The 24975-nt window shown below is 55.8% G+C and carries 23 protein-coding genes and 2 pseudogenes; 7 read left to right on the plus strand and 18 right to left on the minus strand.

Features of this window, described 5'->3' with window-relative positions:
* Positions 1-95: 95 nt before the first annotated feature.
* A complete protein-coding gene (locus tag NDI86_RS17325) occupies positions 96-647 on the plus strand; it encodes a DUF7342 family protein (RefSeq protein ID WP_310901630.1) in 552 nt (183 codons plus the stop codon).
* A 7-nt stretch (positions 648-654) separates the two neighbouring features.
* Here the strand turns inward: NDI86_RS17325 and NDI86_RS17330 are convergent, their stop codons facing one another.
* From NDI86_RS17330 to NDI86_RS22155, 3 genes and pseudogenes are all read right to left on the minus strand, one after another.
* Positions 655-1107 (minus strand): toxin-antitoxin system TumE family protein, encoded by a 453-nt coding sequence (locus NDI86_RS17330; RefSeq protein WP_310901631.1) that lies wholly within the window; start codon positions 1105-1107, stop codon positions 655-657.
* On the minus strand, positions 1104-1616 hold the full coding sequence (locus tag NDI86_RS17335) for a winged helix-turn-helix domain-containing protein (protein WP_310901632.1): 513 nt from the start codon (positions 1614-1616) through the stop codon (positions 1104-1106). Before NDI86_RS17335 ends, NDI86_RS17330 begins: the two co-directional genes overlap by 4 nt.
* A gap of 77 nt (positions 1617-1693) precedes the next feature.
* Positions 1694-2165 (minus strand): annotated as a pseudogene (locus NDI86_RS22155) (transcription initiation factor IIB family protein); the annotation flags it as partial.
* A 221-nt stretch (positions 2166-2386) separates the two neighbouring features.
* On the opposite strand from NDI86_RS22155, the gene NDI86_RS17345 reads away from it, so the two are divergent.
* The gene (locus NDI86_RS17345) at positions 2387-3709 is read left to right on the plus strand and encodes an RNA-guided endonuclease InsQ/TnpB family protein (protein WP_310901633.1); all 1323 of its coding nucleotides are present in this window, start codon (positions 2387-2389) and stop codon (positions 3707-3709) included.
* 25 nt (positions 3710-3734) lie between these two features.
* Positions 3735-3992 carry a hypothetical protein gene (locus NDI86_RS17350; protein WP_310901634.1) on the plus strand — a complete coding sequence of 86 codons (258 nt, stop codon included), beginning with the start codon at positions 3735-3737 and terminating at the stop codon, positions 3990-3992.
* Positions 3993-4128: 136 nt separating this feature from the next.
* Here NDI86_RS17350 and NDI86_RS17355 read toward each other — a convergent pair whose 3' ends face one another.
* The 6 genes and pseudogenes from NDI86_RS17355 to NDI86_RS17375 all read right to left on the minus strand — a co-directional run bounded on the left by NDI86_RS17355 (position 4129) and on the right by NDI86_RS17375 (position 6945).
* Positions 4129-4455 carry a DUF8158 family protein gene (locus NDI86_RS17355; protein WP_310901635.1) on the minus strand — a complete coding sequence of 109 codons (327 nt, stop codon included), beginning with the start codon at positions 4453-4455 and terminating at the stop codon, positions 4129-4131.
* A 6-nt stretch (positions 4456-4461) separates the two neighbouring features.
* Positions 4462-4815: a DUF8105 family protein gene (locus tag NDI86_RS17360; protein ID WP_417936287.1), complete on the minus strand. Its 354-nt coding sequence runs from the start codon at positions 4813-4815 to the stop codon at positions 4462-4464.
* Positions 4816-4904: 89 nt separating this feature from the next.
* Positions 4905-5152: pseudogene (locus NDI86_RS22160) on the minus strand (DUF7558 family protein).
* Between the two features lie 92 nt (positions 5153-5244).
* A complete protein-coding gene (locus NDI86_RS17365; RefSeq protein ID WP_310901637.1) occupies positions 5245-5535 on the minus strand; it encodes a DUF8069 family protein in 291 nt (96 codons plus the stop codon).
* Between the two features lie 72 nt (positions 5536-5607).
* A complete protein-coding gene (locus tag NDI86_RS17370; protein ID WP_310901638.1) occupies positions 5608-6153 on the minus strand; it encodes a hypothetical protein in 546 nt (181 codons plus the stop codon).
* A gap of 360 nt (positions 6154-6513) precedes the next feature.
* Complete coding sequence (locus tag NDI86_RS17375) at positions 6514-6945, minus strand: hypothetical protein (RefSeq protein ID WP_310901639.1); 432 nt, start codon at positions 6943-6945, stop codon at positions 6514-6516.
* A 463-nt stretch (positions 6946-7408) separates the two neighbouring features.
* Between NDI86_RS17375 and NDI86_RS17380 the strand changes: the two genes are divergently transcribed.
* The 4 genes from NDI86_RS17380 (at position 7409) to NDI86_RS17395 (ending at position 11613) form a co-directional block, all read left to right on the plus strand.
* Complete coding sequence (locus tag NDI86_RS17380; protein WP_310901640.1) at positions 7409-7897, plus strand: DUF555 domain-containing protein; 489 nt, start codon at positions 7409-7411, stop codon at positions 7895-7897.
* 342 nt (positions 7898-8239) lie between these two features.
* Complete coding sequence (locus NDI86_RS17385) at positions 8240-9586, plus strand: RNA-guided endonuclease InsQ/TnpB family protein (protein WP_310901641.1); 1347 nt, start codon at positions 8240-8242, stop codon at positions 9584-9586.
* 296 nt (positions 9587-9882) lie between these two features.
* A complete protein-coding gene (locus NDI86_RS17390; protein WP_310901642.1) occupies positions 9883-11028 on the plus strand; it encodes a Fic family protein in 1146 nt (381 codons plus the stop codon).
* A 174-nt stretch (positions 11029-11202) separates the two neighbouring features.
* Entirely contained in the window at positions 11203-11613 is a 411-nt protein-coding gene (locus NDI86_RS17395; RefSeq protein ID WP_310901643.1) for a hypothetical protein, read from the plus strand.
* 58 nt (positions 11614-11671) lie between these two features.
* Here the strand turns inward: NDI86_RS17395 and NDI86_RS17400 are convergent, their stop codons facing one another.
* The 9 genes from NDI86_RS17400 to NDI86_RS17440 all read right to left on the minus strand — a co-directional run bounded on the left by NDI86_RS17400 (position 11672) and on the right by NDI86_RS17440 (position 24828).
* The gene (locus NDI86_RS17400) at positions 11672-12694 is read right to left on the minus strand and encodes a hypothetical protein (RefSeq protein WP_310901644.1); all 1023 of its coding nucleotides are present in this window, start codon (positions 12692-12694) and stop codon (positions 11672-11674) included.
* Between the two features lie 24 nt (positions 12695-12718).
* Positions 12719-13246: a hypothetical protein gene (locus NDI86_RS17405; protein ID WP_310901645.1), complete on the minus strand. Its 528-nt coding sequence runs from the start codon at positions 13244-13246 to the stop codon at positions 12719-12721.
* A 198-nt stretch (positions 13247-13444) separates the two neighbouring features.
* Entirely contained in the window at positions 13445-15040 is a 1596-nt protein-coding gene (locus NDI86_RS17410; protein WP_310901646.1) for a hypothetical protein, read from the minus strand.
* 379 nt (positions 15041-15419) lie between these two features.
* Positions 15420-15950, minus strand: a complete 531-nt coding sequence (locus NDI86_RS17415) for a DUF7342 family protein (RefSeq protein ID WP_310901647.1) — start codon at positions 15948-15950, stop codon at positions 15420-15422.
* A 32-nt stretch (positions 15951-15982) separates the two neighbouring features.
* Entirely contained in the window at positions 15983-16384 is a 402-nt protein-coding gene (locus NDI86_RS17420) for a hypothetical protein (RefSeq protein ID WP_310901648.1), read from the minus strand.
* A complete protein-coding gene (locus tag NDI86_RS17425; RefSeq protein ID WP_310901649.1) occupies positions 16381-16653 on the minus strand; it encodes an AbrB/MazE/SpoVT family DNA-binding domain-containing protein in 273 nt (90 codons plus the stop codon). Before NDI86_RS17425 ends, NDI86_RS17420 begins: the two co-directional genes overlap by 4 nt.
* A gap of 98 nt (positions 16654-16751) precedes the next feature.
* A complete protein-coding gene (locus NDI86_RS17430; protein WP_310901650.1) occupies positions 16752-17543 on the minus strand; it encodes a hypothetical protein in 792 nt (263 codons plus the stop codon).
* Positions 17544-17982: 439 nt separating this feature from the next.
* Positions 17983-20085 carry a phage NrS-1 polymerase family protein gene (locus NDI86_RS17435; RefSeq protein ID WP_310901651.1) on the minus strand — a complete coding sequence of 701 codons (2103 nt, stop codon included), beginning with the start codon at positions 20083-20085 and terminating at the stop codon, positions 17983-17985.
* A gap of 531 nt (positions 20086-20616) precedes the next feature.
* On the minus strand, positions 20617-24828 hold the full coding sequence (locus tag NDI86_RS17440; protein WP_310901652.1) for an ATP-binding protein: 4212 nt from the start codon (positions 24826-24828) through the stop codon (positions 20617-20619).
* Positions 24829-24975: the final 147 nt, after the last annotated feature.

A 24975-nucleotide genomic window follows, 5' to 3' on the forward strand; every position in this document is an offset into this window, starting at 1 on the left:
CGGACGCCCTCGCTCGAAATCACTTCACAATTATGCGAGAGTGTACAAATATATATGAGAGTATAGCGCCAACACTGTCATAAGAGGTGCCAACCATGTTCGAATCCTCGCGAGATGGGGTCCAGTCGTGGACTGAGTCGATGAGCGCCCGCGACCGTATACGGGCAGTCGTCGAGACGCTTCGCGAACCCCGCTCGGTCAACTGGATCAGCGAGCAGGCCGACGCCGCCTGGAGCACGACCAACGAGGAACTCCAGGCTCTCGTCGAACAAGGCCAGCTGCGCCGCGTCGAGGCCGGCGAGACGACGTGCTACCAGCCGGACTACACGCGACTGCTCTTTGAGGAGATCCGTACGCTCATCGAGACAAACACGCGCGAGGAGTTGCGGAACGAATTGACCGCAATCACCGAGGAGATTGAGGAGTGGCAGGCGACCTACGACATCGAGACGTGGGAGGAGCTCGAACAGTCACTCGCCAACGGCGACCTCACAAGTGCCGAGCTCCGAGAACGCCGCGACGTAATCACGCAGTGGGAGGAGAATCTGGACGACCGCCGCCTCATCAGGCATGCACTGGAACTCTACTCGGATGTCGAAGCTGCTCGCGACCAGATGATCGACGTGGCTGACCGAACCATGCGCTAATGTCGGCTTACGGGGGGTTTGATGCGCTATTCAGCTGATCGATGTGGTCGTTCTCGTACGCTGCCCGCCACATCGCATGAACTGCACGCGTCACGAGTGACACCTCGGTCACCCCGATACAGGACGGTTCGGCGTCCGTCGTCGCGGCCTCGGGCGGCGGGTGGAAATGGATCTCGGGAGAGTGTGTATTGGGGTGGCGATCGAAGCGCCAATTGACGTCGCCGCTATCGACATAATGGAACGAATACATCCCCAGTTCGCTCCACTGGATATCGAGCCGAGCGCTCTCGGCGTCGCCGAGCCCGTCGCTGAGACTGATCTGCAGTTCCGTGGGTGCGACGATGTCATCATACGACGTTGTATCGACTAACGGCTCGAGTTCGAGCCAGAGGTCACGAATCCGCTGGAGTGCCGGAAGATAGATCGGTCCGAACTCGCCGGCGCGGTCGTCATCGCTCATACAGCGAGCTGGTGACTAGCCTCGTCGTAGGCGAGTGCTGCTTGGGCAACGGCGAGATTCTGCCGCGTCGTGCGCCATGCGGTGAGGTCGTCCCAGCCATCCGTCTCGTCGGCGTCGAGTTGCTGGGCGAGTTCCTCTGGAGACACCACTTCGTAACGGTCCTCGTAGCGTCGGATTTCGGCCTTCATATCCTGGATACTGTCAAGCAACTCCGGCCGAGTAACCTCCTCACGCAGCTCGCGGATTCGGGACATCAAAACCCGGTCGCTGTTGCGCTTGTACAGCGTTGTTTGGCCATCCTGTTCCGTCTCCGCGAACCCGGTGTTCACGAGGGTCTTGCAATGGCGACGGGCAGTCGGCTCGCTCACAAGAGCCCGGTCGGCAATCTTAGCTGCCGATTGCCCGTCATGGGTCTGTTCGACTATTTCGTACACCCGCTCAAACGGTGTGGTATCGTCTTTCCAGTCCGCTTTGACCTGCTCGTTGACGTCGTCCCACGTCTCGGTCATACTGGGTGTTACGCGCTCTAGGAACAAATAATTTCCTGAGAAAACTATCTAATGGCAGAGCTTGTACACAGGTATTGTCAGGCTATTTGCTCCTCTAACGTCTCGTGATGTCTCCGAACCGTAGTTGGCATGACGTTACCGGACTCGGCAAGGTCATCTTAAGTCAGCCATCGGTCCTCTACGCGGCCGGCCTTGTAGAAGCAGGCCGCTGCGAACCCGGCCGGATTGCGCCCGTCGTCAAGTCGCTCTCCTCCGCGAGGGTTCGAGCCCGCTGACGGATTTTGTCCGGACACTCGAAATCCGAGGCGAGTCGCGGCACGAGCATGCTAGGGAAATGGGTTCGGCAGGGAGTCCGAACTCTCCGTTCAGCGTTTTGTAGGCGTTCGTGACCCGTGACTCCGCGACGCAGGCCATCTCGATGCTGTCATCCACCAACCACGAGAGGACATTGCACCGGCAGGCCCCGTACACGCTGGCCGCGGCGATGGCCTCAATGAATCTACCCCGAAGCAGATCCTCGTTCTGGGCGCTCCGGAAGATCTGACACGCCGACGGTGATGCTTTACAAACGTATGCTCACTATCAGAACCCGAATGTCTGGAATCTATGATGCGATTATAAAGAGCGAGAAGAATCCGCGCGCCTTTAGGCGCGGGATGAATCCGACAACTCGGACACAGTCCACCGTCGATAGCAGTGCTGGATATTCCACATTCTCAATCCGAATTTTTACACAAACACGAGTATAAGTGATTATACAGACGTTCAGAATGCTAGAAGTTCACCGCACCCACCAAGCGAAAATCCTCAACCACCAGCAGGTAGAGGAACCACTTGACCGACACGGGTGGTCGGCTAGCAAACTCTGGAACGTCGCCAACTACCACTCCCGCGAAGTGTGGGAGAATACGGGCAAGATTCCCGACCACGGCGACCTCAAAGACGAGTTGAAGACCCACAATATGTACAAGGGGCTGCATTCGCAGTCCAGTCAGCGCGTTCTGGAGGAACTCGCTGAAGCCTTCAATTCATGGTATGCTAAGAGGAAGTCTGATGACCGAGCGAATCCGCCCGGCTACCGCAAGAAAAACTACTACGACGACCACGGAAACCGCGTCCACGAAGAACACCCGCGTAGCACGGTGACGTGGAAGCAGAACGGTATCAAACACGACACCAAGAACAACCGAGTCAGACTCTCGAAAGGCGCTAATCACAAGGAACATCCAAAAGCGTGGGAATACATCCTTCTCGAATACGAAACTCGTCCCGGCGTCACCGTCGAGAACCTGCAACAAGTTCGCGCCATCTACGACAAGGCGAAGGGACGATGGGAACTTCACCTCGTCTGCAAAGACGAAATCGAGACACCCACCGCACCCGGCGAGGAGACAGCAGGTATCGACCTCGGCATCTGCAACTTCGCCGCTGTCGCCTACAGCACCGAGGAAACCGACCTGTACCCCGGCAACCGCTTGAAACAGGACGGCTACTACTTCCCGAAAGAAATCGCCAAATGTGACGACTCGGGTGGCGAACGAGCCACTCGGTTACACTCGAAGTGGTCGGAGCGCCGCACTCACTTCTTCCACTCCTTAGCGAAGCACATCACCGAGCAGTGTGTCGAGAAGGAGGTTGGCCGAGTCAACGTCGGGAAGCTCGCTGGTGTCCGTGAGGACGAGAATGGCGAGTCGAAAAACTGGGGCAAGCACGGCAACCTCGACTTGCACGGGTGGGCGTTCGACCGCTTCACGTCGATACTCACGTACAAGGCGAAGGTCAAGGGCATCGAAGTTGTGGAAGTGTCGGAGCGCGACACGAGTAAGACGTGTTGTGTGTGCGGTAGAGAGGACGATAGCCAGCGCGTCGAGCGTGGCCTGTTCGTATGTGAAGAGTGTGATGGGGCGTTCAACGCAGACGTGAACGGGGCGGAGAACATCCGTCTGAATATCAACGACGAAAGTAACCCCGAGTCTTCGGCCAGTTTGGACGAGGATAGGAGTACCGGCTGGTTGGCACAGCCCGGAGTCTACCTGTATGACTTGTCCTGCGGATTCCAACCGCAGGAACAAGTGGTGGACTGCAAACCCTAATATCCCAATCCAGCGGTGCGGTGCCGTGGGATTCCCGCGTCTTCAGGCGCGGGGGGATGTCAAGATTATCCTCGGAGTTGGTGTCGGCGCCGGCCTCCTGGTCGACGTTGTGATTCCTCAGCTGGTCGAACCCTTACCGTTCGTTGTAGTCCAGACCGGTGGGCTCCTACCCGTGGTCGGTATGTGGTATCTGCACTTGTTGATCGAGAATTGGAAGCTGTCGAACGAGTGGCCCCACATGCTGAGTGGGCTCCTAATTGCCTTCGGTCCGTATGTACCCTAGTTGTTGTAGGATATCTCCGAAATGGAGCTCGGGTATATCGCATGGGAGACCCGACGTGGAGGACTGTCGAATACACTACCCAAGGCTGCCGGGGGTTCTGCTCGGAACCTTCTGAGGGGCGGTATCAGGATTGGACTCAATCGCCCTGTGAGTTCAGTTCGTTGAGGAACAGGCCTGCGGTCGTTCCGATACGAACGCCGTCGACGTTGGCCATTTCGAGATTGTAAGTGGCGGTCCGGAAAGGCGTACCGCCAACGAGAACACGCTGAATAACGGTACGAACAGGGCCGTTCCCGTGCCTGTCGACGACACTCGCCATTAGCTCGTCGAGATGCCCGTCCTGGTGATCTGTCCGGGGATGCTGGGCGCGCTCGAACACAAGTTCTACCACGTCGTCTACTGATGCATGCTCTGGATTCTCGGTACGTTCGCGAACGTCGTAGGGAGTCTCTGATCCGGACATCGGCACTCACTCTGAGGTATCCGCGTCAGTATCAGCTGTCGATTGCTCCAATCGTCGCTTCCGGCGAACCTCGGCCAAGGCATCTTCGAGCGCGGCTAGACTTTCGATCGCCGCAGATTCGTCGGTAATCTCGTCGAGAAGTGCAGCTCGTTCGATAGCAGCCTCGTCTCCCTCGGTCGTCTCGATTGAGGCAACGCAAACCTTCCGCTCCTCGTGCCATCCACAGTTCCAACAATTCCGTGAGACCTCTATGCACTCGTCTTCATCCGCTGCAAGTAGGGCGTCGGTGGGTGATGCCGAAAGCGGGTGGTCCGGCCCGACTTCGAGTGTTACCGAGGACCCGCACGCGGGGCAGTCCATATCATTCTGGATGCTGTCCACGGTGTTCAACGTACTGTGTAAGTCCATCAAACATGGGGGTGTAGGATGCATCGATAGTTGGGGATACGCTAGAACACTGCTTCGACAGTCGGCAACGAGTGTCCCTCGAGGTCGCACGTCCAGTACGTCGCTAAGCCACCTGGGCTACATCGTTCGCACAGCTACACCGGGCCTTCGAAATGGCCGAGTTCCACGAGGAAGCACGTCAGCGCTGCCAGCGCGTCGACAACGACCCACTGTCGTCGCAGGCGTAGTGATCGCGCTCGTCGGGATCCGGCTCGGTCTGGATGGCACAGTCAACGCAGATCGGGTGGATGACCCGCTCGTCCGGGCCCCAGGTGTGGACCTCGCTAGTCTAGCTACCGGGCGGGGCATCGCAGAACGCACACCCCGTGAGCGAGTGCTGCATCATTCGGCCTCTGCGTCGGTATCACGACCGGCCGTCCAGCCACGGTGGAAGACGGCAAGCTGTGCCGTCGAGTCGAACGCGGCGCCGCTCGGTTCGTGAACCAGAACTCGGTCCTCGGGAACCGGAGTGACGACATCCGCGATGACGAGGTCGCTGACCAGGTTCTGAGCCGTCGCGTCGTCAACATCCGCTGTGTCGACCCCGATGGCGTCGCGCTCTTTTGCGAGCTGTTCTTTCTCGAACTGTTCGTAGTCGGAACTCGTATCGTCGTGAGGATCGGAACCAAGCATGGTAATTTCAGCCGCGCATCTGTCGCGCGCAGCACGCCCCCCGGTGCCGACAAACAGCCAGGGCGGACAGCGTCAGTCCGGTCGCGGGTCCCGATAGCCGATGACGGCGACGTCGTCGATGAACAGGACGCCCTTCATGAAGTCGAGCTTGGTCAGGCTGTGCCGATAGAGGTTATGTCGCCCGAGATAATTCACCGGCACCACCAGACAGCCGAACTCGATCTTCGGCCGGCCGTCTTTCTGGGTGCGGTACCCCTTTTGCAACTTGAGCAGATCGTCGCTGACGTTCTTCCGCTCGCTCTTCTCGACCTCGATGGCGATTCGGGCGTCGGCGTCGTAGAGGTCGACGCTGTAATTGAACCCCAGATGCGACCAGAGCTTGCAGCTCGGGTTGTAGCCGCCGGCAGCGTCACCTTCGTACTCGTACTGCGAGAGGCCGTCGGCGATCGCGGCATCGAACCCACCGACCTCGATATGCTTGGTCGAGCCATCGAAGACGCTCGCCGGAACAGCGTCGACGGCCGATCGAACCGACATCAGTGCTTCGTCTGGAAACGCCTCGGACGAGGTTTGGGTACGGCGCTCACTCAGTTTGGTGACCTCCTCAACGACGACCATACTCGCTCTCGATGACCAGCGGTCAGATAAAACCCGTCGCGCCGGACGTTCGGACCGATTAGCTGCCAAGATAAATTCACGCGAGGGACCAGGTGGCGAGCTAGGCCTGGGAGAGTGTATTTTGTTTACACAGTTAACCAACACTCTGCAGGGATTTGTCTGGGATGTTGGTTAAGACTAGTCGAGAGAGAGTTTGGAGTCAGCGCAGGGCCGATGGTAGTGTTCGTGACAGTGGGTGACAAGTGGTATTGACCAGTAGGTAGTCGCCTCGGGCCACTGCGGGGACAGACTCTGTGAGCCCGGGCCAGCTAGCCCACACCAACTACGCTGTCGCCAATGAGCAAGGGATGTCGATAAAACTTAGGCAGCATGGCCACCGCTGCCGCCAACTGAATCTCGCGAGACCAAGAGGAACGAAAGGACAAACGACCCAACAAACAGCACCGGGAATGTGAGGACCTGCGTGAACGGGTCAGGGGGTGTGACAAACGCCCCGACCACGAACGCCAGCAGGACTGCCACCGAGTAAGCGGTGACCAGCCGTTCGCGCCGGTCAGCTGGCTGCGTGCGGGCTGCCCAATTGTTTCTGATGTAGCGGACCCAGACGTAGTAGACCAGCCCGTAGCCCGAAGAGAGCATGATGAACGTCCACAGTGTCGAACCGTCTCGTGCCGACGCCTCCGCCTGAGCCCAGTATCCCAACGCCACCAAGTTTCCGACCAGGATTATCACTGTCAGAGTGAGGGCTGCACCTAGCAGTGGATTCTCGACCAAAGAGGGACCGACTTGCACAGATTGACATCGGAGATGCGAGGTCATAGGTGTTCTGTGCGGTTGAGCTGGTCTGAAACGATCTCATGTCCACCCCTAGGACTGCTTGAAGGCCGCTAATAATTGGTCGGAACCAACCATATCGATAAGAATCAGGCACCGTTGCAACCGTTGTAACTCTGGAGTCATTATATCAATCCCCGCTAAAGAGTGCATTGCGGAGAAAGCCTGAATCGAAGCCCTGCAATGCGCCGCTTGCGGGTGAGATAGCCCTCCATAGTCAGCACATCAAATTACCCCTCGTCGATAACAGGAGAGGGGTCATGGCCCTCCAATGTGTCAGCCCTCCTGCTAGTTCTCGTTTGGATACCCCCCGAATCATGATCCATAGCCAGATTTTGAAGAGTAGCACAGTTTCAACAGCCAACGGAGCACTCGATGTACCTAGCTGTGTGAAGACGAATACACCCATTAGGAGCGTGCTATGAGCACGGATGTAGCACAGTCAGAAGGCTGGTATCAAGTACGACTCACGCTGCCGTGGGTCGTGCCGGGAGCTCCGGGCGTCCAAGATACAATCAATATCGCCGTTGCGGAGGTAGGCCGTCGAGCAGACGCCTCGGCGGTTCGCTCTGCCGATATATCGGTCCAGGACGTTGCTTGCCCAAACTGTGAATGGGAGATGGAAGCAGTGCTTTGCACACACGGCTACGCCATGGTCGTACTGGACATTACAGTGGAGATAGAGGCCAGCTCAGTAGATGAAAGCACGATCCTGGTCAAACGCGAACTCGGCTCTCGGATGAAAGATATCCCACTAACAGTCGTCGACTCGATCCCCGTCGACGACATCGAAGACTCATCGGTCTCGTTTGCCGAACTCGGTCTTCCAGCAGAGAATCGTCAGGGGGCTACAGATCGTTCGAGTTCCAGAAACACCAACAAATCTGGAGATAACAAGACATTGTCTTGAAATAGTATCAAAAATATTGAAGACAGTGTATATCAGGCTCTTAGTTTTTCTTACTGCACCCCCTACTAATGTTCGTGCCCTCCTTACCCTCCTAATCAAGTAAGGGCACACGCACCCTCCTACCTTTGACAGCGAGAGAGTCCCGGCCTTTCCGTGAGGGACAAGCGTGCCGACGGTCCGTCGGAACCGAGGACTGAACAGGGCGGGCGTGAATCGCGTAAGCTCCGGTGAAATACCGCCATGTTATTGCTCGTTTTGAGTCTCCAACGAGCGTCCCCGAACTTTACTTTCACCGTGGATGGGTGAGGTTCAAGCCCTCCGCAAAGGTATATTGAATTGCTGATGAAGCGTTCCAATACGTTCGCCGTGCGACCGCTCACCCACGACGATGAGCAGGTGCTACGGGACCTGTTGGACGCTTCCGCCGCTCTCTGGAATGAGACGAATTACCAGCGCCTCATGCGCTACAACGACGAAGACGGCTTCAAGGGCGGCGTGTGGGACGCCGATACAGGCCGACTCGAAGGTAAGTACAAAGGCGTTCTCGGTGCATCCACTGCCCAACAAGTAATTGGGAAAAACACCGAAGCGTGGGAGTCGTTCTTCACGCTCAAAGACCAGTATCACGACGAGTCAAACACGTCGGTCACGGAACACCCCGAACCACCGGGATTCCGTGGGAACGAAGACGACGGACGTGTTCTCAAAGGCGTCATTCGCAAAGATGCGTACACCGTCGAATGGGGCGAGCGGTCCCGGCTAGAGATTGTCGTCGGTGAAACCCTGCGAGACAGGCACAACAGCCCGAACAGTCGTCTCCGGATGGAAATCGTTGGCGACCCGAACTGGCCCGACTACGAGGACCAGAGCCGCCTCGAACTGTGGTACGACGAGACAGAAAGCACCTTCCGAGCTTCGCAACCCGTGACTGTTTCTGACGGGACACGGGACACTCCACTGGCCTCAGAGAAGGCCGCTCTGGACATTGGTGCAAACAATCTCGTTGCCTGTACCACCACGACCGGCCAGCAATACCTGTACGAAGGCCGCAGGTTGTTCGACCGTTTCCGGCAGACGACGCGAGAAATCGCCCGGTTACAGTCGAAACTCGAAGCTGGCCGATACAGCAGCAAGCGCATCCGGCGGCTGTACCGGAAACGGACTCGTCGCCGTGACCACGCTCAAGAGGCACTGTGTCGTGACCTACTGGACCGACTGCATGAGGATGGTGTGGACACAGTGTATATCGGTGGGTTGACCGACGTGCTGGAGACACACTGGTCGGTCAAAACGAACGCCAAGACCCACAACTTCTGGTCGTTCAAGAAGTTCACCGAACGACTGGTCTGTACCGCCGAAGAGTACGGTATCTCGGTGAAAGTCCGGTCGGAAGCGTGGACCAGCCAAGAGTGCCCGCAGTGCGGTTCGACGGACCGAACAACACGGCACCAAGACACACTCACCTGTCCGTGTGGATTTGAAGGGCACGCTGACCTTACAGCGTCAGACACGTTCCTGAGACGGCACACAGAACAGACAGTCAGGCCGATGGCACGGCCCGTGCGGTTCGAGTGGGACGACCACAACTGGTCGGGGTTACCACGCTCTCACGAAAGTCCCAAAGAACAGCGCACAGACCCGAGTACCGTCCACCCTGACGGGAATGTTGCCTCCGGGGAATCGGCATAGCCGAGACTCCCACGGAGGAAACCGCGCCGTTTAACGCGCGGAGGATGTCATTTGGGCTGATATCCGCTATTACAATCCGGACAATAAGTGCAGCAGCACCACCTATCTAGCACGTCGGTCAGGTATCCTACCACAGTAATATAGTTGTTTAAGTATCCTCTTCACATAGAGCAGGAATCAGCGCCTCCACGTATACAATTCGAGCAGAATGTTACATCAGCGGCCTCTCACTCAGTATACGTATACCGAGTATAAAAACAACTATACCAATAGAGGGAAGACATTGGACTACTGAAATGGCTGAGAAGGACCTACCCGACAGTGCACCGGGAAAATACGTCCCCTATCATCCAAATCCGTACTATTCACCAGAGCCGTTGCCGGTGGAGCCAAAGCTCGAAATTTCTGCGCAAGTGCATGATCTAGTTTCTGAAGCAGCGTATCAAATCGGTCGTGTCGACGGAATTAGCTCAACGGTCGATTTTGCTGCAGTTCTCTACACTTCTCTTATACGTATCGAAGCGGTCGAATCAGCGCGTATCGAAGGCGCTGACGTCGAGTACCAGGACGTCGAAGCGTATCACACCCAGAACCCCTCGGGGGACGAAGACGCGACAGTCGAGAAAGACCTGAAAGAGGCCCTCAACTACGAAGCCGCGCTGACGTATGGACTCGACCGGCTCGAAAGCGGGGAGGAAATAACGCTCTCGCTGATCAAAGAACTCCATTCGATGCTTCTCGAAGACGTCCGAAATGACGGCGACGTGGTCGGTGATTTCCGCGACCACATGGTCCACCTGACGAGCCCACGGCCGGGAAAGCATCCGTTCGTCCCACCGACGCCGGAAGGACTCACCCCGCTGATGCAGTCGCTTGAATCCTATATCCAGATGGGCGGCCAATATCACCCACTCGTCGATGCCGCCATCATCCACTATTACTTCGAGACAGTCCATCCATTTTCAGATGGGAATGGACGGCTTGGACGGCTGCTGATCATCCTTTACCTTGCGAAGAACGGCTACCTCGAGAGTCCGTACATCTACCCCAGCGCGTACTTCAACCGGAATAAAGTCGAATACGTTGAGCGAATGCGTGCCGTGAGTGAAGAAGGCGCGTGGGAGGAGTGGCTGACGTTCTTCCTCGAAGGGCTCAGAAGCCAAGCCGAGACATCCTACGAACGGACACAGCAGCTGAGAGAACTACAAGAGCGCTACGAAAAGGAATACTCCGGCAACACGAATACGGACAAGTTTGCCCAACAGTTGCTTCAGTACCCGTATTTCACGGCTCCAGATCTGGTGGACTACCTCGATATCTCACGCCGCACTGCCTACAAGATCGTGGATGACCTCGAAGCAGACGGGCTCCTTGAAGAGGTAACCGGGAAAGAGCGCGGGAAAGAGTACAAAGCGGTCGAAGTCTTCGAGATTCTCAGCTGAGCAGCGGCACGGAACGGTTGTTGAATATCTCTCTGGTAGACGTGATTGAAACAAGATACCTTTCAGTAGATGTGCGAGCAGACCATTTCGAATCGCATCAATCCAAATGGTTGCTTCCTTGATAGCCATACCGGGAGAAAGGTATATTTCGAGAGGTCGAATATTGTTAAGACAATGCATGAACAAGGGGTCATCCACGCAATCGAGGGAATTGGTGACGGTCAAGGCCGAATTCAAATCTCAGATATAGACACAGATGATATTACTGTAGCGGTGAGTCAACCGTTCGGGCCATCTAATATCCAGAAGAATCGACCGATGGTAACAGTCTGGCTTGACAAGGATGTTATCGAATCTCATGTGACAATTCAGAAACCACCCGATGAGAACAAAATGTATGATGCGATGCTAATCATTTCCAGTGCTCCGGTTCCAGAAGATTTAGACCCTCGTGAACCGATAGAGATTGAGATTTCGGTAGACCAAGTTCGTCAGGCACAAGCGGCTGAATGTCCTGGTTGTGGGGCCGATCTCAGAGAAACATTCAGAGAGAGGGGTTGTACTGAATGCGGATTTTATCCCTAGTAATAGGCCAGTTCGCGAAACAAAATTTCCTCTCTTTACAAACTCGCCCTGCAAGACCTCATTTCGCAAATGTTTGAGGGGATCCAAGTATAAACGGCTCTGACGAGTCCGCGAAAGCAGCGTCACGCATTGTATGGTAGTCCTCCCCATATCTGTCCTGGCGGTAAACCCCTCCAAGTAACGCAAGTGGGTCTTGAATGACGACGGGTGCAACGTGATCCGAAGGTATCCCCCATTCACGGGCGAAGAGATTTGCGTAAGAGGTTGCTTGTCCAAATGCTTGCTGGAAATCCGTCATTGCGGACTCATTCGTGCTTTTCTTTACTTCAACAATGAACCAATGGTCTTTAGCACGAACCATAACATCGGCTCTATGTGATTCTGGTCTATCCTGATAAAGAGTCGAGCCAACAGGGACTTCTTTGAAGACACGCCCACCCTCAAAACGATCTGACGCATTATCCCATAGTTTCTCCTCAGCAGAACTGTCCAGAGTACTTCGGGAGTTAGTCTGGAGCCACTCAGATGTCAGTCGTAATCTGTCGGTGGATTTAGTTTGGAATATCTCAGCACTCAATTCTCGCCATGTTCCGCTAGTCCGGTGTTCAACCTGAATTCCAAAATCTAAGCAAGTTGAAAGCAGTAAACTATCTGATGAGTCTACTTCACCTATCACAAGAATCTGATTGATATTTTCAATAAGCGGCTTCACATGGTATCTTTTATCGGTTTTATAAACATGACTGTCAAATCTACTAATATCTGTTTTTGCTTCCCAGCCGCCGTCCCGTCTGTTATATTTATCCCAAATTAATTCCCGGTCCCGCCGTCTGAGATATGTATAAATTAGGAGTTGTCCGAGGGCTTGGAAAGTAGGTTCCTTTTTGCATTCTACAAGCCGCTCACGACCGATGTCCGATGGTGTGTGTAATCTGTCGATTGAGCAAGAAAGCGAACCAGACCCTGCATCCGGAAGAGAATCAACGTCTCTAAGCAAGATGTTTCCAACAGGAACTTCTCGTTCATATTCTTCCGACTGATTTGATACGTAGTCGTCGCAGTACTCACGTTCTGTCATCATGGCTGAGCTATTTTATCACGTGCCTCACTGCTCATTTCGAGTGACGTACTCAATAGGAATGTAAACATCTTTTTTCTCCCATAATGGATCAGATGTAATTTCACATGCCGCTGCATCGGCCTCGGTAACTATGAGGTCTATCTGCCCTATTACTTCCCTGTCTTGCCACGAAATTTCAGCACCATCAGTTCGCCTGCAAACCGGTGGTAAATCATCCTTTGAAAGGCTCCCTCCGTTATCTGCAATGGTGAATGTAATCTCATGTGGCCCAACAGGCAGGGGGTCAGTCAATGTCCAGTACGCCAAACCATGTTGTCCAATGAATTCATCCAATACCCCAACTGGTTCGTCATCGACGTAGAGAGTTGCCGTACAAAATTCAGCAAGTCTATTACGGATAGTAGTTCGCGCATTGGCATTATCGTCAGTTCCTGGGATTGACGGCTCTAAAGCACACCAATACATGATAGCTTCTCCCTGGGGAACTGTGATACTGGAAGATATCCCGGGTTTTAGCGGGACAGAAACGGGAATCGTATCAGTTTCAATCATGTGAGAATAATTCCACCGAGGATAGATAAACTCCTCCTATGACATGGTTCCTGCTAGATGAGCTTGGAATGTGGGTTCGGTGTGGTGAAAAGCTGGTTTGCCAGCGTCTTCTGTCCAAGATGTTTTCCGACGCTACCGTAAGCAGCCTTGCTCTTCTCAACCGGGTCCAACAGACAATCACAGATAGAACGGGGGCTCCTACTGAGCTGGTGTCTCCGGGACGTCCATCTCGGCTACCAGTTCCTCGACAGCGTCCTCAACCGCCGCCTCGACGTCGGCCGTATTCCCCTCGTAAACAGCCAACACAGCGTCTGCTTCCTCCGTCTCACCGCTTTCCAGTGCGCCCAGTCGGTCCTGCGTAGCGTCCAGCGTCTCTGCTACCCACGAGTCCCGAACCGCTTCGTCCACCACCGAAATGTGTTCAGGCTGGAGCGAGACGTTGATTCCGTAATCCGTTTCGTAGCTGTGTATCTTCCCGATTACAGCCACATAGCAGGGTGTCTCGGTCGAAGAGAGGACCTGCATCGCCTCCGGCTGGTACTCACCAGCGTAGACACTGACCGACTCAGAAGCCGCCATGACCGTCCCGCGCCAGTACTCTGAGTCCGTCCCGACATCCTTCGTCTCCATGAGCGTTCCAACGACGAAGACCCGGTTGGCTGCTTCACCGGAGGGGAGCAGTGAGAAGTTCGGCGCTCGGTCCTCCTCACCGTCTTCGGGACGGGTGAAGGAGTGCGTCGCCTGATTCAGGTCCTGTGCAAAGACACGCTTGGCCGGTTGGCGCTGCGTTCGTGCCGGATCGAGGGCACCGTCTTCCAGACCAGGCTGTTCACTGGAGTAGACCGTCTGGGCTACATCGTCGACGAGGAAGTAGTCGCCGATGACGGGACCACTGACCTCGAAGGTTCGGCCGATGAGCTGGTCTCGGAAGGCGTTGAGTACGACAGTGGGATCCACTGTTTCCATCGCCATCTCGATAGCTTCCTCCAGGCTCATGCCAGAGACCGCTTCGGTCATTTCGTCGTTGAACAGCGCCCGGACTGCCGACTGACCATCGTCGAGAATCGCCTTGATACGAAGGTCGAACTCACCATCGACCTCACCGTGTTCAGCGCAGCGGCCGTTCGTCACCAGTCGACTGCAGTTCTCCTCCGGGCAGCGCTTGATGAGCCCAGAGCCATCCTCGATTGCGACGAGCGTCCCGGTGGCACTCACAGAGCCGTCGGCCGGGATGACGTCCTCCTCGGCCTCCACGACGCTACTGGCTTTGTTGAGCGAGATGCTGAACTTGCCCTCGTACTCGTTGGTGATGACCGACGAGAAGTCGTAGGTCACACCTTCTTCGAGAATCGGGAGCTCGTCAGTATTCTTCGCCCACTTGACGAACTTCATCTGAGCACTCTCGTCTGCCACGAGGCCGACCTGAGCCATGGAGTCATGCGTTACATCCCAGAGGTCGACGACCTGTGCTCGAACGTCCACCCACTCTTCGTCGCCGAGGTCCGCTATCTCACTGAGCAGCGTTCGGTCGAAGTCTTCTGACCGACCGCCACTGGAACTGTAGCCCGCCAGAGCCGCGAGGTCCTCGGAGACGTCGTCGTCCGAAAGGTCGAACTCATCGATGAGCTTGCGAACAACCGCCACCTGTGCGTCGTCGACAGGCACCTTGAACGCGGTCATCGACTCCATCTGCTCTTCGACCGATGCCGGCGACATGTCGACACCGATTGTCTCGAATTCGCCGCTGATGTTTGCCGCACGGGACGCTACGTCGGAGTTAGTGTTGACACTCATGGTCGTCTCTCTGAAGGGGTCACGGGGTGGACATGTACAAGATACGAGACCTCGATAGTCATGACATCACAACTATCTCTCGCACCTGCTCCGCCCCGCATCCCCTCAGCCCCCTTTGGGGGCTAATACGCGGGAAATGCGAAGCGAGTTTCTGAGAAGGTTTCTCACTGACCTCACGGCCGAAGTCGGAAGATGAACGCTGACTCTCCCCCGGTCGGAAGCGAGCACTGCTGGAACCAATCCGTGGACGAGTATGACTCGCGCCACTCCTGACTCCCTCAGTCCCCTTTGGGGCCAAATACCCGGGAAGGGCGAAACGCGAAACCGAGGGGGTATCTATGTTGTAACTAAAAAAGCAAGATCACTGCCAATCCCCGGATTACCGATGACGAGCGGAATCCAATAGTGCTGCTCGCTGCTCTAGCGCCTTCCACTCAGAAAGGGCCTCCCAGACATCTTCTACAGACGCCTCAATGCTCTCAGCGACAGGCGAGACATCGCTTGGCGAGTCGGTATCGAAGCGTTCTCGATACTCTGTGACCGCATCGAGCGTCTCTGTGAGATGTGCCACGATCTCTGTCTCTGAATAGCTTTGGCGAATCTGCTCGATTCTGCGCCACTGCAGATAGGAGTCGTTTCGCTCATATCGAACCGGCTGTCCGGATAGCTCACGGACAATCCCCATCTCAGCAAACCATTCGAGATAGTCGCGGGCTATCTCTGTACCACAGTCTGCTCGGGCAGCGATGACTGACACCTCCGTTGGCTCCCGCAACTGCACGATGACATCGAATATCCGCTCTCTGGTCGGCCCTTCCCTCAGTACCTCGTCGGGAGACTCCCACGCATCGAAGTCTGGTCGTGCTTCATCATCTTCAGTCACGTCGCCAGGGATATCAGTCAGATCCATACACAGGTTTCGGTATTAGTACTCTTGTCTACTTAGTTCCAGATGACTGATTCGGAGGCAAATTCTTCGTCTGCTGAAATAATAGCGTCAGTCCCTCGGACTCGGTGGTTTGCAATCAGCAATGCGTCGTGGAGCGTATGGTGGTCAATCAGACTCCCATAGACCGCAAGATCCTGCTCATCGGTCGGTGCAATCTGGATGGGGCCGTCATTAACTAGCCCGCGTAGCACTGCATTCGGTGTAGTATCGACCTCGATACCCGCGATATTACCCTTGTTGACTACAGTCCAAATAGCCTCACTTACTGCAACCGTCGGAGCCTCGATCACATCAACACCCTGCTCAGCGCGCTCGAACACTTCATCAGCAGCCGGAGGGAGTCGGTCGACGAGGTACCGCGCCATTGCGACGCCGTCGGCAGTGTAGTGGCTCACGGCTGCCACTCCGACCGCCGCTTCTCGCGAATATCAGCTTCCATTTCTTCGGCCATTTCCTCCCGCTTTTCTTCAGAGATATCATCGTCGACGAGCATTCCGCGTCCAGCCGACTGTGTTGCCTTCCGGATCTGAATACCATCCTCTGTCTTTTCCCAGCGGAGCTCATCGCCTTCCTCAAGCCCGAACTCCTCACGCAGTTCCTTCGGGATGGTGACCTGGCCTTTCCGAGTGACGCGTGTTGTTTTCTCGTCTGCGTCAGTGCTCATGCAAAGTACTACGAGCCGTAGTACCTAAGACGTTTGGCTCGACGCGACCAGACTACAACGCATGGTGAAGAGATTTGAAGGGGAGCAGGCTGACCGTCTCACGGCGGGTACTTCATCGAATCCTCAACCTTCGACAGAACACGCTCATTCGAAGGGGATTCGACCGAATACTTGAAATCCTGAATGTCTTCTAACGTCAGTCCTCCTGTGAGATCGCCTCTCTTCCCTATGATTTGCTCCGCGTACAGGTTCTTATTCGCGTCCGTGAATAACACGTGAACCGTGAATATAAGACGTCGAATCCCGGCACTGTACAGCCGTTCCATCGCCTCAGACACTGACACTCGCGTCCAATCCGTCCCGCCGTCGGGCCTGTGCGTCACGTCCTGAAATTCTATTTGCGACGAGAACGTCACTCGACCCTCATTTGTGCTTAACACACCGCCTTGAACCGAGTCATTCTCGATAAAATCCCCGTCAGTGCGCGTTAACCGAGCGTATCTCGGAACGATTTCAATCTGGTCACCGTCGTCACTGATAAAACAAGCGTCCTCGATATCAATCGCGTCACTATCGGGCCTGTGCTGAACGGTTAGACTCGGACGGACATACAAGTTCTCTGCAACGCCGTCACCGCAGTTCTCTAATTCGATTCGAAGGAAATCGAACACGGTCCCTGCACCAGCGATAGATTCGATTTCCTTCCGTCGTTGCCTGACAACGGGTTTGCTTTGATTCTCGATAACGCCTTTCAGCTCATCGGTCTGTGGTCCTTCGTGAACGTGCTTCTCGTAAGCCGTGAATTTCTCCAACAGAACAGCTTTGACTCCAGTGAAGCTGAATCCGGTGAAGCTCGTGTTCAATACAACGTCTTTTACGCGTTCAAACACTGCAAATCACGCCTATTGCCGGTGTAATCATACGCGGACGGTAACGAACGGGGATTAATAGTTTTTCACCTAACTCACGGTCAGTATACACCGTCTCGCACCGGTATTCGGCAGGTTTAGGCGAGAACTTATATACTAAGAACCTGCCGTGATTCCCCGCTCATCAAATCAAAACACCGAGTCAATCTTCCGGCGAACCAACTCTTCAGACAGTTCCTCATCATGCCGGACTCCCACGACATCCACCCCGCGTCCCCTGCAGATGACCAGTTCGCCTGCCTGGAAGCGGGACGTGGCACCGTGCGAGATATGCGCCCTGTATTGACCGAACCATGTCCGAGTACAACATTCGTTGAGGATTGCAGCAGAGAGAAATTTCCTGCTTCGGAAACGCAGTTATCGACTGAACCAATGTCGCCCCCTTCAAGTCATGAGTGAGTCACTGGCCAAACAGCCTTGATAACCGGTCACGGACACCTGTACTGGTCTTTCGGTCCGCCCCTCTGATTTGTTCGTTGGCCTCGGTGTATTGCTGAAGGACCGCGTCGATGCCGGTGAGCGTTTCCTTGGCCGTCGGCGTGTCTTCGCGTCGGATCATCGGCCGGATGATAGCCTTGAGATGCTTCGTTGGATGATCTGGAAGACGAGCATCCTCCTCTGACAGGAGGCCTTCCTTCCGAAGCAGTTCCCGGTAGCGATGGCGTTCGCTCATCAGCTCGTCGATGGCTTGGAGGTATACCCGGTTACTGAGCTTGACACGCTCGTTCTCCTCCTCGAGTGCGTGGTAGTCAGCATACTGCTGGCTTTCCCGACGAAGTTTCCGGGCCAATATCCGGTTGTCCTCACGGGCCATGTCCAGGGCCTGCTGTGTCGGCGTCCGGCCTTCGCGAGGTACACTCCAGTCGTTCGCGTGCTTTTCGTCATCGGTTAGATGTGGGTCTGTACGCTCCCAGTCCTGACCGGCTGCCGCCGCCGTGAGTTCCATAGCCTCCTGTGTACTCTCACGGAGCGTATCGTCGGTGTCGAGACCACGGGGAGAAGCAGGAGTGCGTCCGTGTTCGTCCTGTTCTGCGACGTACCCATTTTCGACGGAGTCGCCGGACGCTGAATCGGCGTGTCGAACAGGTGGGTCAGTGTGGGCTGTGGGCGAGGGAGGCTCTGGTGCCGGCGTCGAATCGCCACCAGAGGCGCTGGATGGCTCCGTGTCGGCTTTACTGCCGGCGGATGGGGAATCAGTCGCCAAGCGATCTGAAGTGTCGCCAGTGCCGCCACCGTTGCTCAGACCAGTTCCCGGGTCAGCCGCAGCGGCGTGGCCCGAAGATCTCGATGAATCGTCGAAAGAAGTCGATGCATCAGTTGCCTCGCGTGTCCCGTTCGAAGATGACCCGCCGAATTTCTTCCCATTGGCGGAGGGTAATTCGTAGTAGTCGTCCACACGGAGTAGCGCCCGGGCAATAGTGACATCTCCGTACGTTGACCCCGAACTGTAGTGACGCCGGTCCCATTTCTCTCGATACAGACCGGAATCGCGAAAGAGAGCGTCCATCTGAGCAGGGTCTTTACCCGTCCAGAAAGCCAGGTAGTGAGCCATCGCCATGTCGGCTTCAGATTGAGAGGGGTACTCGGCTTGTGGTGAGCCCCACATCGAGTTGTCGCCATCGTAGAGGCGACGTCGACGACTACCACCCTTGGCGTCGAACATCTTGGAGAGTAGCTCCTCGTCCGATAGCGCAACGCCCGGCCCGGCAAGATCGTCGAACGTTTTCGGCATGACTTCCGGAAGATACCGAGCATCGACTCGCGCCAGTGCGTCTCTCACAGCCGAGGCTTCGATGGTGTCGAGATCATCACCGTATCTATCTCGAAGCGATTCTGACTGGTGCTGCCCGCTAGACGAGGAGGTTGAATCGGCTTCGTTTCCACCGTTTTTTGATATATTCGACGCGGCTGCAGTATCTAGACTCGCCTGTCCGTCAGAGTCGATACCACCTCGGATGAAATCTCGGTGAACGGCTTCTATGTCATCTTGACAGGTCCGTATTTCCCGGGGTGTCCCATCGACGTGCTCGCCGGTCACAGTGAAGTAGCGGTCGGAGTCATACATTTCGACCCTACCTTTCCGATTCCCACCATCGGGAAGCTCACCACCGACGAGGATATGCACGCCAGTTCCGGATGGAGAGACTTCGGTGTAGGAGTCCAATCGGTCGATGATATCTTCAGCCCATTCTTCGAGTTCGCCGGTGTCGGCATCACGGCATTTGTCGAGATCGACGCCGGCGATTGAGACATCCTCGGTAAACACAAACCCGAGGCCGTCGGAGTTGACGCGACTGTCGCCGTGGGCCGCAACTGCTTGCTCGAAATCCCGACGCTGGTTCGGGTCGGTGACATCCAGATTCGGGCTGCCACTGGTCCGATATGGTTTCGTCGGGATTTTGGTAGGTTTCCCGTCTCGCTCCCCCTCACGCCAGCAGATCCAGTTCTCGATGGGGCGGATTTCTTCGGGAATTTCCTCGTCTCTAACGTCGATTATCGGCATGGTTTGAGTTGGTATTGTTCCGGCGCATACGCCTCCGTCACCGAGGCGTGACAAACCGGTTTCAGGGTGGATGGAACACTACGAGATGAAACCGATAGACTGCACGCGATTTCACTGCTGTATCGACTCTGTCCCCACCCAACACTATGATAAATCAATTCGAGAATGGCTAATGGGGACAGGAGAGCGCTCGATAGCTCCTCTAGGTATGCTCTCGTCGACGGGCACCACCCTAACGCCCCCTCATTTCCAATATTGGCATCAGAGCGGTTCAGACCCTGTATTTCTGCATCTGCCCACTTTTCAACCACCCTTACGCCTTGCGCGGATTTTGTCGCAAACCGAGTTCCAGACGCAGGGAAGTTTGGAATCCGAGTGTCGAGAGAGCCCCAATTAGGCTCTAAGCCATTTTGCACACTTTGTGTCTCCATCAACAGCGGTCGGGTGTTTTCAGAGAGGGATTCCTGCGGTAGAAGCTCTCTACCTGTCGTGCGCGGAACGCGCACTTTGTGCGCGAATGGATTCACGCGGTTACTTGAGTTCACGGATCAATTCCCGTCCGCCGGCGAACTCCCACTCACTGTTTTCGCCCCAGATCTCAGCGTTCAGATCATCGTAGGTCAGCCCCTCTCGCTTGGCAGGGAGTTCACCAATTCGCCCTGCATTCGATAGGGCTCGAACAATCTCCCAGGCGACCGAGATATTCGGCACTATCCAGACTTTACGCTCGGCCGCAACCGCGTTGTAATCGTCGAAGTGTTTGACGATGAGATAGGGTGGGCTGTTCGATATGGCCTCACCAATGAGAGCCAACTGTTCACCGTCATAGGCCGCGAGGTCAGGCTTGGCAGCCCCATCGTCGATCAGCGAATATTTGCTGATGAAGTACTGGTTGGTTCGGTCGTTCGCGAGCGACCGTGCTAAGGCCTCTACCAGTACCTTGTGGACGGTCTTCTCATTCACATCTCCCTGGTTCTCTCCAGTAGTTACGGATGCGCCACAGGCCACCTGCCCGTCGCCGGTAACAGTGTAGTAAATCCGGCTCAGGTCTTCGTGCACCTCAAGATAGCCGAGGTCCTCCAGCTTCTCTAAATCTATATCAGAGAACTGATTTTTGATTGCTGCCATCGAATCGAGGATATCGAATGTGGGATGTCGACCGTTAACCGTGGTAACGACCTCGGTGAGAAACCTCCGTTCGTCAACTGACAGGGTCATGTCTATTTCTGAATCGGCATTGGGACCACCATCGGGAGATTCACCTTTGCCCCCCGAATCGGCCTTCTGCTGATTCGGAACGGGCTCTGAGTCTGGTTTGGTTCCTGCGGAATCGGCAGGTGGGCGGGTGGCCCTGGTGGTGCTCGATTTGGTCGCGTCCAAGTCGTCGACGAGATCGTCCGTTGGTACCGGTCGAGGATGGGTGCCCCCATCGTCTTCGTCTCCGTCTTCTCGGGATTTGGAGGCCGGCCTCTTCTCGTCGCGTTTCGCAGTAGGTGAGCGCCCACCGCCAAGTGAGGTGCCGAGATTGTTCGTCGCGCCGCTGTCGCCACTAGAACCGGAGGTGGCGGGGGACTGCGGAAGACCATCTGGCGTTACAGACGGACCGGATGGTTCTGCCTGCGCGTTCGAGACTTGCTGTGCCGATGGTTTCGTGTTGCTGCCCGGCAACAGACAGTAGTCATCACGAGTTCGCCGTGACATTTCATCGGCTGCATCGCTGTACAGAATCCCATATGGAGAGACTGTCTCTTCCGTCACAGGGTCGCCCGAAGCGCTGTGGCCGGCTGGAATGTCTACAGGGAGGAGCGTCACCATCTCAGGAATATCGGTCATGAAGCCTGTATCGGGTAGTTGTGCGACCCACTCGCCACGCGGAAGCGACGTGATTCGGTCCACGAGCTCTTCAGACTCGATCCCTTCGTGGAAGAGGGTCATGACAAGTTCGTCGTCGACAGCCAGTTTCCCGATGAGTTTGGTGTTGATGTTGCGAAGAATCTCTTTGTAGCTCGCGACGTCCAGCGCGTCGGCTTTCACCTGCTCAGCGAAGTGGACGATAACCTCCATCGCGAGCCCGAACTCTCGTCCGTCTGGAATCATATCGTCCCGGACCAGTTCGGACTGGAGGAGGGGTGCTGCCTCGTCGATAATCAGGTTGATTACGTAGTCGTCACGCACACTGGGCGTTTCACCGATTCGGTGTCGTAGCCGTGCCCCGCTCCAGATATAATCCAGCAACATGAACGTGAAGAGGTTGCTCGAAGCTGGCCGTAGGTCACCAGTGTCGATGAGGACCACGCTCCGTGAGTCCAGCAGGTCCTGGATGTCGAACATTGGCGACTGGTCAGCGTAAGCCCCAGCCTCGCCGTCCCACTCGGGCACGAAATTCAGGATTCGCCAGATGAAACTCCTCTCAGCGAGCTTCGTAATCCGGTTCATCACGGCGTCGATAGACGTCTGGAAACGTTGTTCGTCGGCATGGAGATGACGGGACAGAGTGAGACGGAGTGTATCGTCGCTCACCTCCGGTATCTCTCCTTCCTGCATTTCGAAAGCGGCCTTCAGAAGGTCCTCTATCGGCCAGGCATCGCGCCCGTATTCTGGGTCGAAGAGAGCTTTGATTAGGTTGTTGAGAATCTCTTGTGCCACGAACGCTTGCTGCGTCAGTTCGCTCCCGAGAACGTACACCAGGAGCTCGTTGTAGCGGTCAATTTTCTCTTGAACCGCGACGGTTCGACTCACGCCTGCGGCCAGCTGGGGCCGAATATCGAAGTAGGGGAACGCGAGGACTTCTTCTTCAGGGCCGGGGACTGGGAGATGAATAACATTGTCCAGCGAGCCGAATTTGTGGAAGTGGGCCCGTTTGTACTCCTCGCTCATTGAGCCCCCTTTCTTGTCGAAGATGAACGTCGGCCCGTCGAATGCCTCGTAGGCGCTGAGGGCATCGTTGATCATCGCTGTCGTCTTCCCGCCACCCGTCGTCGCTGCTCGGAGAATGTGATGGGTGAGTTGCTCTGCGGACAGTCGAATCGGGATATCCGGCCGGTTTTCGACGGCCGTTTCTGCGCTCCCGATGTGCATCCCAGTGTCGTATTTCGACAGCATATCCTCGTCAGTCGCTGTAAGCGGCGCTCGTGCATCCGGCGAGCCGCCAGATGACCCCCGACTCGCTCGAGGCAGCGCATCCGTACTGGGAGCGACCACGAAGTTCGCTAGCTCATCAGGAGAAACAACGATGATGGGAGATCGGTTGCTCAAGAGCCCGCTCAGCGCGCTCTCTCGGTTCTGCCGTGAGTGGCATAGTTGCGAGAAGGGCTTGTCACTCTGATCGAGTATCTTGCCCTCAATTCCATAATATGGGCCTGATAGGCTGGTGAACGCGTTCGAGATACTCTGGACGGTATCTGGGTCAGAGGCTGCCCGAAGCGTCAAGTCGAACGTCGTGGTCGGTTGCTTGTGGTCGATCTGGGCCATCCGAGAGCCCGTCGTTTTCTTGGAATCGCCATCGTTGAGCGTCCCACCGACTTGCTCAGGGATTTCTCCTCGGTGGAGATTCTGCCGTTCCTGGTCACTACTTCCGAAGAGCTGTCGAGACATCTCGTTGGTCGCTGCAGAGAGTGCCCCGTAGTTGCCCATCTTGAGGTCGCGTTTGTGTTCCTCGGCCTCGTCGGTCCAGTCCTTTCGTGGAGAGAAGACGGCCTGAAACACGAACGGGTCGTCAGTGTGAACTGCCTGCTCCAGCAAGACACTCAGAGGAGAGCGGTACTGGTCATTGACGTCCATGTCGATATCGCTGAACGGCTGAATGAGCGTCATCCAGTCGAGTCCCTTCCGGGGGACACCCTCCCACTGTACTATCGAGGGGCGTTTCTCTGGTGGCACCTCTCGCGGACGCAACGGGACGCCGTCCAAGTGCAGTGATTGCTCTGCCTCGTCAGGTGTTGGCTCGTTTCCCCCACCGATTTCGTGATGCTCGAAAACCGAAGGGTCAGCGAATCCATCGAGTCGTTCGAGATCTTCGATGTCGTCTAGCGCAGCGATTCGTCGACCGCCGACCTGGGCATTACCGTCGTTCGAAGCGAACGCCGCGACTTGGTTGAACGGGACGATCTCAAACTCGAAGCTTTCGGGGTACATCGCCCGCACATTTGCGGCAAGATTCTTGAACGAGGTCGCATCGTACGGTGTCGCAGAAAGATAGAAGTCGAAACGCTTCGTCGCACGCGGCTTGTGGATGATGAACTCGAACGTCTTATCGTAGTTCTTCAGTCCGAAGGTGGAGAGGAGATTGAAACGCGAGGTATTGGTGACACCAGCCCGGTACAATCCAAAGAGCCCACTCACCACGTTCCCGGGCGTCACTTGCTCACGGGCTGGGGAGATATGGATATACGGGCGTGCTTCGATTGGGTCCCCGAGGGCTTTTCCAGGGCCGATGTCATCCTTTGCTGGATCATACGGCTCGACTGTCTCCTCACTCTCCCTCTGCTCCTCAGAGAGGTCGACAGAGTCGTCACCATCTTCCTCATCTGCTGGTGCTGGTAGATTCCGTTCCTCGCTTCTCTGCGCGTTCGTGAAACGCCGAGGAGACTCGGAATCAGCGGCTGAGCGGTCCTGACCATCCGAGACATGAGATTCAAGCTTCTTCGCGCGTCGGACATCGATGCCTTTGCCGCTGAATATACCGTCATACCCATTATTCGGAGCGCTGCCGGCGCTTTCATCGTCGTCTGGCGTGGGCGTCACAGCACCCACCCAATCCTGTTGGGTTTGAACCAGCTTTCACTGGGCTCTGTAACGCTCGAATTCTCGCACCAGATGTTGTTCTGTCGGGGGATTTCGGTTTCAATCATTACGCTAGTATGTCAGTCACAGTGTGAGTGCTGAGACTGC

It is taken from the genome of Haloarcula onubensis (assembly GCF_031624605.1).
In the GTDB taxonomy this organism is placed as follows: domain Archaea; phylum Halobacteriota; class Halobacteria; order Halobacteriales; family Haloarculaceae; genus Haloarcula; species Haloarcula onubensis.